The following is an 11,518-nucleotide window of genomic DNA, read 5'->3' as shown; positions in this document are numbered from 1 at the left end:
ATGACGGACAGGCTGAGTGAACTCACCGCCGCTGGTGTGGCGGTATGGCTCGACGATCTTTCCCGGGTACGACTGAGCTCCGGCGGGCTGGACCAGCTGCGCCGCGAGAAGCACGTGGCCGGGGTCACCACGAACCCGACCATCTTCGCGAAGGCGCTGAGTGACGCCGACGAGTACAACTGGCAGCTGAAGGACCTCGCCACCCGTGGCATCGAGGTCGAAGAGGCCGTGCGGATGCTCACCACGTACGACGTGCGGTGGGCGTGCGACGTGATGCGCCCCTCGTACGACGGCAGTGCCGGGGTCGACGGTCGGGTCTCCATCGAGGTGGACCCGCGCGTGGCGCACGACAGTGACCGCACCGTCGCCGAGGCCAAGGCGCTGTGGTGGCTGGTCGACCGGCCGAACCTCTTCATCAAGATCCCGGCGACCGAGGCCGGCCTGCCGGCGATCACCGCCACCCTGGCCGAGGGGATCAGCGTGAACGTGACGCTGATCTTCGATCTGGACCGCTACTCCGCGGTGATGGACGCCTTCCTCGCCGGCATGGAGCAGGCCAAGGCGAACGGCCACGACCTGTCCAAGATCGCGTCGGTGGCGTCGTTCTTCGTCTCCCGCGTCGACTCCGAGGTCGACAAGCGGCTGGAGAAGATCGGCTCCGAGCAGGCCAAGGCGCTGCGCGGCAAGGCCGCCATCGCCAACGCCCAGCTGGCGTACGAGCGCTACGGCCAGGTCTTCTCCTCCGACCGGTGGCAGGCCCTGGCCGACGCCGGCGCCCACCCGCAGCGGCCGCTGTGGGCGTCCACCTCGACGAAGAACCCGGACTACCGGGACGTGATCTACGTCGAGGAGCTGATCGCCCCCGGCACGGTCAACACCATGCCGGAGTCGGTCATCCACGCGTACGCCGACCACGGCGAGACCCGGGGCGACACCATCACCGGGTCGTACGACGCGGCGCGGAAGGTCTTCACCGACCTGGAGTCGGTGGGCGTCGACATGACCGACGTGATCGCCACCCTGGAGCGGGAGGGCGTGGAGAAGTTCGAGGCCAGCTGGCTCGAGCTGCTCGACGGCGTGCGCAAGTCGCTCACCGCCGCCGCGAAGGGCAAGAGCGCCCCGAACAAGGCCGCCTCGGAAAGCGCCGCGAAGGCGCAGCAGGCGGGTGGGAACGCGTGACCGGCCGCCCCACCGGGCGAGGCTGCGGAGTCCGACGTGACTGACCTGCTGGCCGGACCGGTCGACGCCGCCGCCGGACTCGCCGTGTACGGCGCCGGCGCGGTCGACCGGTCCGCTCCCGCCCCGGTGCGGGACGCCCTGCTCTCCGCAGGCGTCCCGCGCCGGCTGGCGCAGCAGGATCCCTCGCTCTGGGGCCCGGAGGCCGAGGCGGCGGCGAGGCGCCGCCTCGGCTGGCTGGACACCCACCGCCGCAGCCGGGAGCTGCTCCCGCAGCTCGCCGAGCTGATGGCGGAGCTGGCCGACCTGGACCACGTGGTGCTCGCCGGGACGGGCGGCTCGTCGCTCGCCGCCGAGGTGATCACCCGGACGCTGGGTCGGCCCCTGACCGTGCTCGACACCACCGACCCCGGCCAGGTCCGGGCGGCGCTGGCCGACCGCCTGGAACGCACCGTGGTGGTGGTGGCCGGCAAGTCCGGCGCGACGGTGGAGACCGACAGCCACCGCCGGGCGTACTGGCAGGCGTTCCTCGACGCCGGGATGACCGAGGCGGAGGCGGCCCGGCGCTTCGTCGTGGTCACCGACCCGGACTCCCCGCTGGAGGCGACGGCCACCGAGATGGGCGTCGTGGTGATCCCGGCCGACGCGACCGTCGGCGGCTGCTACTCGGCGCTGACCGCCTTCGGTCTGGTACCCGCCGCGCTGGCCGGCGTCGGGGTGGCCGACCTGCTCGACCAGGCCGAGGAGTTCGCGGCCTCGCTGGCGCGGGACCGGGACAACCCGGGCCTGGCGCTCGGCGCGGCGCTCGGCGCGGCGGCCACCACCGGCCGGGACAAGGTCGCCCTGGTCAGCGACGGCACCGGCCTCGACGGCCTGGGCGACTGGGTCGAGCAACTGCTCGCCGAGTCGACCGGCAAGGCCGGCGTCGGGCTGCTGCCGGTGGTCGTCGAGTCGCCACGGGCGCCCGGCGCCACCGGCCCGGACGTGCTGACCGTCAGCTACGGCGGTGCGCTGGCCGTCGGGGCCGTCCCCGGCGGCGGGTGCGCCCCCGACCTGGCCGTCAACGGCCCCCTCGGCGCGCACTTCCTGGCCTGGGAGTACGCCACGGCGCTCGCCGGGGCGGTGCTCGGCGTCGACCCGTTCGACCAGCCGGACGTGGCCGGGAGCAAGGAGAACACCCGGCGGGTCCTGGACTCCGGTCCGCCGGCGCAGACGCCCTCGTTCACCGAGGGCGCGATCGAGGTGTACGCCCCACCGGGTGGCCCCACCGACCTGGACGGCGTCCTGCGTCAACTCATCGACGGGGTGGGCGACGCGGGCTACCTGGCCGTGACGGCGTACCTCGACCGGAGCGCCGACGCCGAGGCGGCGCGACTGCGCCCGCTGCTGGCGGCGGCGACCGGACGGCCGGTCACGTTCGGCTGGGGTCCGCGGTACCTGCACTCGACCGGGCAGTACCACAAGGGCGGTCCCGCGGTCGGCAGCTATCTTCAGGTGACCGGTGCGGTGGCCGTTGATCTGCCGGTACCGGGACGGCCGTACACCTTCGGAGAGCTGCAGGCGGCGCAGGCCGCCGGCGACCGGCGGGCGCTGGTCGACCGGGGCCGGCCGGTGCTACGACTGCACCTGACCGACAGGCCCACCGGCCTGGCCCAGCTGCTGGAAGCGATCGGACGATGGCGGGCGTGACGATGGACGACATGGACAGGACCGAGCGAGGAGGCGGCGTGAATCCGCTGCGCGACGTGCAGGACCGGCGGCTGCCGCGGATCCCGGAGCCGTGCGCCCTGGTGATCTTCGGGGTGACCGGTGACCTGGCGCGCAAGAAGCTGCTGCCGGCGGTCTACGACCTGGCCAACCGAGGGCTGCTGCCGCCCGGTTTCGTGGTGCTGGGCTTCGCCCGGCGGGACTGGGGCGACGGCGACTTCGAGTCGCTGGCCCACGACGCGGCGAAGAAGCACGCCCGCACCCCCTGGCGGGAGGAGGTCTGGTCGCGGCTGGCCGGCAACATCAAGTTCGTCGGTGGCTCGTTCGACGACGACGCCGCCTTCGACCAGCTCGCCACCACGCTGGACGAGCTGCGCGACACCCACGGCATCCACGGCAACGCCGCGTTCTACTTCTCCATCCCCCCGGCGGCGTTCCCGGTGGTGCTCAAGCAGCTGGCCCGCACCGGCATGGCCGACAACGCCAAGTCCGGTGGCTGGCGGCGGGTGGTCGTGGAGAAGCCGTTCGGCAACGACCTGCCGTCGGCGAAGGAACTCAACGACCTCGTCGACGACGTCTTCACCAGCCAGGACGTGTTCCGGATCGACCACTACCTGGGCAAGGAGACGGTCCAGAACATCCTGGCCCTGCGGTTCGCCAACAACCTGTTCGAGCCGCTGTGGAACTCCAAGTACGTCGACTCGGTCCAGATCACCATGGCCGAGGACGTCGGCATCGGCACCCGGGCCGCCTTCTACGACTCCGTCGGCACCGCCCGTGACGTGCTCCAGAACCACCTGCTCCAGCTGCTCGCCCTGGTGGCGATGGAGGAGCCGACCAGCTTCGACGCCGACGAGATTCGGGCCGAGAAGCTGAAGGTGCTCAAGGCGATCACGCTGCCGAAGGACATCGAGCGGGACACCGTGCGCGGCCAGTACCTGCCCGGCTGGGTGGGCGGCGAACGGGCGCTGGGCTACCTCGAGGAGGAGGGCGTACCCGAGGGCTCGACCACCGAGACCTACGTCGCCGTCGAGCTGGGCATCCAGAACCGGCGCTGGGCGGGGGTGCCCTTCTACATCCGGGCCGGCAAGCGGCTGCCCCGCCGGGTCACCGAGGTGGCCATCATGTTCAAGAAGGCGCCGCACCTGCCGTTCAATCCCGCCGACATGGAGTCGCTCGGCAACAACCAGCTGGTCATCCGGGTGCAGCCGGACGAGGGCGTGGTGCTCAAGTTCGGCTCCAAGGTGCCCGGCACCACGATGGAGGTTCGCGACATCGCGATGGACTTCCAGTACGGCGAGGCGTTCACCGAGTCCAGCCCCGAGGCGTACGAGCGGCTGGTGCTGGACGTGCTGATCGGCGACCGGACGCTCTTCCCCGACGCCGCGGAGGTCGAGCAGAGCTGGCAGGTGGTCGACCCGCTGGAGCACGCCTGGAAGGGCATCAGGCCGGAGCCGTACCGGGCCGGCGAGTGGGGTCCGCGGGCGGCCGACGAGATGCTGGCCCGCGAGGGCCGCGCCTGGCGGCGGGCATGAGTGGACACGGCGACCAGACCATCGTGAGCGGGCGAAGCGAGCGGACCGGGAGGCTCCAGTGATCGGCCTGTGGGACACCACCGGAAACGAGGTGGTCAAGGCGCTCGCCGCCGAACGGCGCAGCGCGGGTGGGGTGGCCAGCGGCATGGCCCTCACCCTGATCGTGGTGGTGGACGAGAAGCGGGTCCGCGAGGCGGAGGCGGCGGCGACCATCGCCGCCGCCGCCCACCCGTGCCGGCTGATCGTCGTCGTCCGCACCGAGGTCGAGCGGGAACGCAACCGGCTGGACGCGGAGATCGTCGTCGGCGGCCGGCTGGGTCCCGGCGAGGCGGTGGTGACCCGGATGTACGGCCGCCTCGCCCTGCACGCGGAGTCCGTGGTGATGCCGCTGCTGGTGCCGGACGTGCCGGTGGTCACCTGGTGGCACGGCGAGCCGCCGGCCGAGATCGCCACCGACTTCCTCGGCGTGGTCGCCGACCGTCGGATCACCGACGCCGCGCAGGCCGCCGACCCGATCGAGGCGCTGCGCCAGCGGGCCCGGGACTACGCCCCGGGCGACACCGACCTGGCCTGGTCCCGGATCACCCCGTGGCGCACCCTGGTCGCCGGGGCGTTCGACACCACCGCGGCGCGGGTCACCGAGGCGACCGTCGTCGCGCCGCGCACCGACCCGACCGCCGCGCTGATGCGCGGGTGGCTGGCCGCCCGGCTCGGCATCGAACCGCAGTGGCGGCACACCGACGATTTCCCCCGGATGCGGGAGGTGCAGCTCCGCTGCGCCAACGGCGACGAGCTGACGTTGACCCGCGAGGAGAGCATGGCGACGTTCAAGCGTAGCGGCCAGGACGACCGGGTGCTGCCGCTGGTGCGTCGTCCGCTCGGCGACGAGCTGGCCGAGGAGCTGCGCCGGCTCGACGCCGACCAGGTGTACGCCGAGGCGCTGGGCACCGCGGCGGGCCTCACCGGCCTCGACCAGCGCCCCGGTCAGCGGGTGCACGTCTGGAAGGACCCGGCTACCGCGCAGCGGGCCGAGGCCGGGGTGACCGCGCACGCCGAGACGAGCGCGGGGCGCTGAGCACCGCATCGGCTGGGCCGGCCGGCCCCCGGGGACGACGAAGAGGGACCGCTACGGTCCGGAGACGAAGGCACAACAGATGAGTGAGGCGAGTGTCGCCGTACACGCCGATCCCGACCTGCTGGCGCAGGCGGTGGCGGCCCGGTTGGTGGTGAAGCTGCTCGACGCGCAGGCGGACCGGGGTCAGGCGTCGGTGGTGCTGACCGGCGGGCGGATCGCGGCGGCGGTGTACCGGGCGGTGGCCGCGCTGCCGGCCCGGGACGCGGTCGACTGGTCCCGGGTGGACGTGTGGTGGGGCGACGAGCGTTTCCTGCCGGCCGGCGACCCGGAGCGCAACGAGACGCAGGCCCGGGCGGCGCTGCTGGACGTGGTGCCGCTGGACCCGGCGCGGGTGCACCCCATGCCGGCCGCGGACGGCCCGGCCGGGTCGGATCCGGAGTCGGCGGCGGCCTTCTACGCCGAGGAGCTGGCCCGGGCCGCGCGCCCCGGCCACGCCGCGCTCCCCCACTTCGACGTGCTGATGCTGGGGGTCGGGGAGGACGGGCACGTGGCGTCGGTCTTCCCGGAGCACCCGGTGCACCACGACAACCGGCCGGTCAGCGCGGTCCGCGGCAGCCCCAAGCCACCGCCGCTGCGGACCACCCTCACCCTGCCGGCGATCAACACCGCCGAGGAGGTCTGGTTGGTGGCCGGCGGGGCCGACAAGGCCCGCGCGGTGGGCATGGCGCTGGCCGGCGCGGGTCCGGTGCAGGTGCCGGCCGCCGGCGCGCGGGGCGTGTCCCGCACCCTCTGGCTGCTGGACCGGGCGGCGGCGGCCGACGTCCCGCCGCGCTCCCGCAGCCTGCGCTGACCTGCGAGGACGGGCCCTCAGTCGACGCCGGGCGTCGGCCGGGGGCCCGGCTCAGCTTCCGGGGGTGGCGCGTCGCTCGCGCAGCGCGGCGAGCGCCTCGGCGAGGATGGCCTCACCCTCGGCCTCGCTGCGCCGCTCCTTCACGTACGCCAGATGGGTCTTGTAGGGCTCGGAGCGGACCCGGCCCGGCGGGTTCTCGGCGTCCCGCCCGGCCGGCAGGCCACAGCGCGGGCAGTCCCAGACCGGCGGTTCCTCGGCGTCGACCGCCACCTGGATCTCGGTGGCGTGGTCGTTGCGGCACCAGTAGGTCACCGCGCGGCGCGGCGCCGGCGCGTACCGCTCGGCGGGCCGTTCCGGGCCGGACCCGATCCGCGCGCCACGGATGACGTTGCCACTGGGCACGGCTCGCTCCTGTCGTCGGCGGGGACCGCCACCCGGGAGGTGGGCGGCGGCGACGGTGCAGCGGAGTGGGGCGAACGAAACTGCGCGCGGCCCGTCGTGACGGACCGCGCGCAGATTGTACGACGTGAGGGGACCGCTCAGGTGTTGACCTGGAGCCGGAGCCACAGGCCCAGCCCGATGATGCAGGCGAACCAGACGATGCTCACCAGCACGGTGTAGCGGTCCAGGTTCTTCTCGGCCACCGACGAGCCGGCCAGGCTGGAGCTGACCCCGCCGCCGAACATGCTCGACAGCCCGCCGCCCTTACCCCGGTGCAGCAGGATGAGCATGGTGAGCAGAACGCTCGTGATGACCAGCAACACGATCAACGTGTATGCGAACCAGATCGGCATGGCTGGGGTCAGTCCTCTCGTAACGATCCTCGCCCGGACAGATCGGGCACGGCGGCACCGACCGGTGGACGGGCGGAGTCAAGAATAGCGAGCGATCAGCGGGCGGTGTGCTCCGGGAACCGGCAGATCTTCGCGAACTCCTCGGCGTCCAGGCTGGCGCCGCCGATCAGGGCCCCGTCGACGTCCGCCTTGGCCATGATCGCCGCGATGTTCGACGACTTGACCGAACCGCCGTAGAGGATCCGGACCTGGTCCGCGGTGCCCTGGTCGAACGCGTCGGCCAGGCGCCGCCGGACCGCCTCGCAGACCTCCTGGGCGTCCTCCGGGGTGGCCGTCTTGCCGGTACCGATCGCCCAGACCGGCTCGTACGCCACGACGACCCTGGTGACCTGCTCGGCGGTCAGCCCCTTCAGGGCGCCGTCGAGCTGGGCGGCGCAGTGCGCCACGTGCCCGCCCCGCTCCCGGACGTCCAGCCCCTCCCCCACGCAGAGGATCGGGACGAGACCGTGGGTCAGCGCCGCCTGCACCTTGGCGTTGACGATCCCGTCGTCCTCGTGGTGGTAGGCCCGCCGCTCGGAGTGCCCCACCACGACGTACGAGCAGCCCAGCTTGGCCAGCATCGGGCCGGAGATGTCCCCGGTGTAGGCCCCCGACGCGTGCGGCGACAGGTCCTGCGCGCCGTAGCCGATCTTCAGCTTGTCGCCGTCCACCGCGGTCTGCACGGTCCGCAGGTCGGTGAAGGGCGGCAGCACCACCGTCTCGACGTCGGTGAGCTGCTTCTCGTTCAGGCTCGCGGCCAGCTTCTGCACCAGCAGGTTGGCCTCGAGGTGGTTGAGGTTCATCTTCCAGTTGCCGGCCATCAGCGGCCGGCGGGTGGTGCTCGCCATCAGTTCTCCAGGGCCGCGATGCCGGGGAGGGTCTTGCCCTCGAGGTACTCCAGGGAGGCGCCGCCGCCGGTGGAGATGTGGCCGAACGCGGACTCGTCCAGGCCCAGGGCACGGACCGCGGCCGCGGAGTCGCCGCCACCGACCACCGTGAACGCGCCGGACCCGGCGATCGCCTCGGCGACCCCGCGGGTGCCGTTGGCGAAGGCCGCCATCTCGAACACGCCCATCGGGCCGTTCCAGAAGATCGTCTTCGCGCCCTTGAGCGCGGCGGCGAACCCGGCCACCGTCTTCGGGCCGATGTCCAGCCCGACCCGCTTGCTCGGGATGCCGTCGGCCGGCACGGTGTCGTGCGCGGCGTCCGGGGCGAAGGCGTCCGCGGCGACCACGTCGACCGGGAGCAGGATCTTCCCGCCGGAGCGCTCCATCAGGTTGCGGCAGGTCTCGACCATCTCCTGCTCCAGCAGCGAGCTGCCCACCTCGTGGCCCTGGGCCTTGAGGAAGGTGAAGCACATCCCGCCGCCGATGAGCAGCCGGTCCACCGTGGGCAGCAGCGCCTCGATGACCGCCAGCTTGTCGGAGACCTTGGAGCCGCCGAGCACCACCACGTACGGGCGCTCCGGCTGGCCGGTCAGCTTGGAGAGCACCTCCACCTCGCGCAGCACCAGCCGGCCGGCGAAGCGCGGCAGGCGGGCCGGCACGTCGTACACGCTGGCGTGCTTGCGGTGCACCGCGCCGAAGGCGTCGTCGACGTAGGCGTCGCCGAAGGCGGCGAGCTGGTCGGCGAACGCGCCCCGCTCGGCGTCGTCCTTGCTGGTCTCCCCCTTGTTGAACCGGAGGTTCTCCAGCAGGGCGACCTGACCGTCGGCCAGCGCGTCCACCGTGGAGCGCGCGGACTCGCCGACGGTGTCCTCGGCGACGTGGACCGCCGTGCCGAGCAGCTCACCGAGCCGCCCGGCGACCGGGCGGAGGCTGTACTGCGGGTCCGGCGCGCCCTTCGGGCGGCCCAGGTGGGAGAAGACGACGACCTTCGCGCCGGCGGAGACCAGCGCCTTCAGCGTCGGCAGCACGGCCCGGATGCGGCCGTCGTCGGTGATCTCACCGGTCTGCTTGTCGAGCGGGACGTTCAGGTCGGCGCGCACCAGCACGCGCCGACCCGACACCCCCTCGGCGAGCAGGTCGTCGAGGGTACGGATGCTCACAGCGACTGACCCACCAGCTTGACCAGGTCGACCAGGCGGTTGGAGTAGCCCCACTCGTTGTCGTACCAGCCGACGACCTTGACCTGGTTGCCGACGACCTTGGTCAGCGGCGCGTCGAAGACGCACGACGCCGGGTCGGTGACGATGTCCGAGGAGACGATCGGGTCCTCGTTGTAGATCAGGATGCCCTTGAGCGGGCCGTCGGCGGCGGCCTTCATCGCGGCGTTGACCTCGTCCACAGTGGTCTCCCGACCCACGTTGACGGTCAGGTCGGTGGTGGAGCCGGTGGGGATCGGCACGCGCAGCGCGTAACCGTCCAGCTTGCCCTTGAGCTCCGGCAGCACCAGGCCGATCGCCTTGGCGGCGCCGGTCGAGGTCGGGACGATGTTCAGCGCGGCGGCCCGGGCCCGACGCAGGTCCTTGTGCGGCGCGTCCTGGAGGTTCTGGTCCTGGGTGTACGCGTGAATCGTCGTCATCAGACCGTGCTGGATGCCGAACGTGTCGTGCAGCACCTTCGCCATCGGAGCGAGGCAGTTGGTGGTGCAGGAGGCGTTGGAGATGATGCTGTGCTTGGCCGGGTCGTACTGGTCGTGGTTGACGCCCATGACGACCGTGACGTCCTCGTTCTTCGCCGGAGCGGAGATGATGACCTTCTTGGCCCCGCCGTCGATGTGCGCCTTGGCCTTGCTGGCGTCGGTGAAGAAGCCGGTGGACTCGATGATGACGTCCGCGCCGACCTCGCCCCACGGCAGCTTCGCCGGGTCCTTCTCGGCGTACGCCTTGATGGTCCGGCCGCCCACGGTGATCTCGTCGGCGGTGGCCTTCACCTCGTGCGGGAGGCGACCCAGGATGCTGTCGTACTTGAGCAGGTGGGCGAGCGTCGCGTTGTCGGTCAGGTCGTTGACCGCCACCACCTCGACGTCAGCGCCGGATGCCAGCACTGCCCGGAAAAAGTTACGGCCGATCCGGCCGAAGCCGTTGATGCCAACCCGGATGGTCACAGGTCCCATCTCCTCGCGTTCTGGTCCGCCGGCGTTAGACCCGGACCGGCGGAGGTGTGTGCGCCGACCGTGGAGCCGGCCGTTGACGGTTCATCTCGGCCACCCCGCCGCGGTCTGTGCGGACCTGACCGCCCGAGGCGGTGTACACGGCGAGGAGTGCCTGTACCGGCCCCCTTGCCGTACGCAGCGACCCTATCCGAGCCTGCGACGCCGCGCCGCGCCGGGTGGAGATCCCGCTCGCATGCTGGCGCCTCACCGTCCCATCAGACCACGAGCATGTCGGGCGTGACGGCAGCTTCGGTATCCGGGATGCCCAGGTCGCGGGCGCGCTTGTCGGCCAGCGCCAGCAGCCGGCGGATCCGGCCGGCGATGGCGTCCTTGGTCAGCGGCGGGTCCGCCAGCGCGCCCAGCTCCTCCAGGGACGCCTGCCGGTGCTCCAGCCGCAGCCGGCCCGCCGAGGTCAGGTGGTTGGGGGCGTCGTCGGCGAGGATCTCCAGCGCCCGGGTGACCCGGGCGGCGGCGGCCACCGCGGCCCGGGCGGAGCGGCGCAGGTTGGCGTCGTCGAAGTTGGCCAGCCGGTTGGCGGTGGCCCGGACCTCGCGGCGGACCCGGCGCTCCTCCCAGGCCAGCACGCTGGAGTGCGCGCCGATGCGGGTGAGCAGCGCGGCGATCGCGTCGCCGTCCTTGACCACCACCCGGTCCACCCCGCGCACCTCGCGGTTCTTGGCGGTGATGCCGATCCGGCGGGCCGCGCCGACCAACGCCAACGCCGACTCCGGCCCGGGACAGGTGATCTCCAGCGCGCTGGAGCGCCCCGGCTCCGTCAGCGAGCCGTGCGCCATGAACGCGCCCCGCCAGGCCGAGACCGCGCAGCAGACGTTCGCCGCGACCACGTGCGGCGGCAGGCCGCGCACCGGGCGGCCCCGCACGTCGAGCAGGCCGGTCTGCCGGGCCAGGGCCTCGCCGTCCTTGACCACCCGCACGATGAAGTGACTGCCCTTGCGCAGCCCACCGGAGGCGAGCACGTGGATCTCGCTGGGATAGCCGTAGACCTCGGCGATCTCCCGGCGCAGCCGGCGGGCCACCGCCCCGGTGTCCAGCTCGGCCTCCACCACGACCCGGCCGGAGACGATGTGCAGCCCACCGGCGAAGCGCAGCAGCGCCGCCATCTCCGCCCGCCGGCAGCAGGGCTTGGGCACGTCGACCCGACTCAGCTCGTCCTTGACCGCGGCCGTCATCGCCATTCTGCGCCCCTCCACGGACCGGTACCGGCGTGTCGCCGGTGATTACGTAC

Annotated in this window: 11 protein-coding genes; 5 read left to right on the top strand and 6 right to left on the bottom strand. The window is 72.7% G+C overall.

Translation table 11 applies throughout. From position 1 onward, the window contains the following. The 5 genes from tal (at window position 1) to pgl (ending at window position 6,343) form a co-directional block, all read left to right on the top strand. Window positions 1–1,179: a transaldolase gene (gene tal, locus AC5L3Z_RS09105; RefSeq protein WP_494841030.1), complete on the top strand. Its 1,179-nt coding sequence runs from the start codon at window positions 1–3 to the stop codon at window positions 1,177–1,179. 36 nt (window positions 1,180–1,215) lie between these two features. After that, complete coding sequence (locus tag AC5L3Z_RS09100; RefSeq protein WP_494841029.1) at window positions 1,216–2,865, top strand: phosphoglucose isomerase-related protein; 1,650 nt, start codon at window positions 1,216–1,218, stop codon at window positions 2,863–2,865. 2 nt (window positions 2,866–2,867) lie between these two features. Next, window positions 2,868–4,418: a glucose-6-phosphate dehydrogenase gene (gene zwf, locus AC5L3Z_RS09095; RefSeq protein WP_494841281.1), complete on the top strand. Its 1,551-nt coding sequence runs from the start codon at window positions 2,868–2,870 to the stop codon at window positions 4,416–4,418. A 58-nt stretch (window positions 4,419–4,476) separates the two neighbouring features. Then, window positions 4,477–5,493 carry a glucose-6-phosphate dehydrogenase assembly protein OpcA gene (locus AC5L3Z_RS09090; protein ID WP_494841027.1) on the top strand — a complete coding sequence of 339 codons (1,017 nt, stop codon included), beginning with the start codon at window positions 4,477–4,479 and terminating at the stop codon, window positions 5,491–5,493. Window positions 5,494–5,572: 79 nt separating this feature from the next. Further along, window positions 5,573–6,343 (top strand): 6-phosphogluconolactonase, encoded by a 771-nt coding sequence (gene pgl / locus AC5L3Z_RS09085; protein ID WP_334522763.1) that lies wholly within the window; start codon window positions 5,573–5,575, stop codon window positions 6,341–6,343. A 51-nt stretch (window positions 6,344–6,394) separates the two neighbouring features. Here the strand turns inward: pgl and AC5L3Z_RS09080 are convergent, their stop codons facing one another. The 6 genes from AC5L3Z_RS09080 to whiA all read right to left on the bottom strand — a co-directional run bounded on the left by AC5L3Z_RS09080 (window position 6,395) and on the right by whiA (window position 11,468). Further along, entirely contained in the window at window positions 6,395–6,745 is a 351-nt protein-coding gene (locus tag AC5L3Z_RS09080) for an RNA polymerase-binding protein RbpA (protein ID WP_494841025.1), read from the bottom strand. Window positions 6,746–6,882: 137 nt separating this feature from the next. After that, on the bottom strand, window positions 6,883–7,137 hold the full coding sequence (gene secG / locus AC5L3Z_RS09075) for a preprotein translocase subunit SecG (RefSeq protein WP_494841023.1): 255 nt from the start codon (window positions 7,135–7,137) through the stop codon (window positions 6,883–6,885). 95 nt (window positions 7,138–7,232) lie between these two features. Further along, complete coding sequence (gene tpiA / locus AC5L3Z_RS09070; RefSeq protein WP_494841021.1) at window positions 7,233–8,024, bottom strand: triose-phosphate isomerase; 792 nt, start codon at window positions 8,022–8,024, stop codon at window positions 7,233–7,235. Further along, window positions 8,024–9,223, bottom strand: coding sequence for a phosphoglycerate kinase (locus tag AC5L3Z_RS09065; RefSeq protein WP_494841019.1), 1,200 nt, complete (start codon window positions 9,221–9,223; stop codon window positions 8,024–8,026). Before AC5L3Z_RS09065 ends, tpiA begins: the two co-directional genes overlap by 1 nt. Further along, complete coding sequence (gene gap / locus AC5L3Z_RS09060; protein ID WP_494841017.1) at window positions 9,220–10,224, bottom strand: type I glyceraldehyde-3-phosphate dehydrogenase; 1,005 nt, start codon at window positions 10,222–10,224, stop codon at window positions 9,220–9,222. The genes AC5L3Z_RS09065 and gap overlap by 4 nt, the downstream gene beginning before the upstream one ends. Window positions 10,225–10,487: 263 nt before the next feature. Further along, window positions 10,488–11,468, bottom strand: coding sequence for a DNA-binding protein WhiA (gene whiA / locus AC5L3Z_RS09055; protein ID WP_076467662.1), 981 nt, complete (start codon window positions 11,466–11,468; stop codon window positions 10,488–10,490). Window positions 11,469–11,518: the final 50 nt, after the last annotated feature.

This window comes from Micromonospora sp. LZ37 (assembly GCF_059359015.1).
This window is presented reverse-complemented; position numbering and strand designations above follow the sequence as displayed.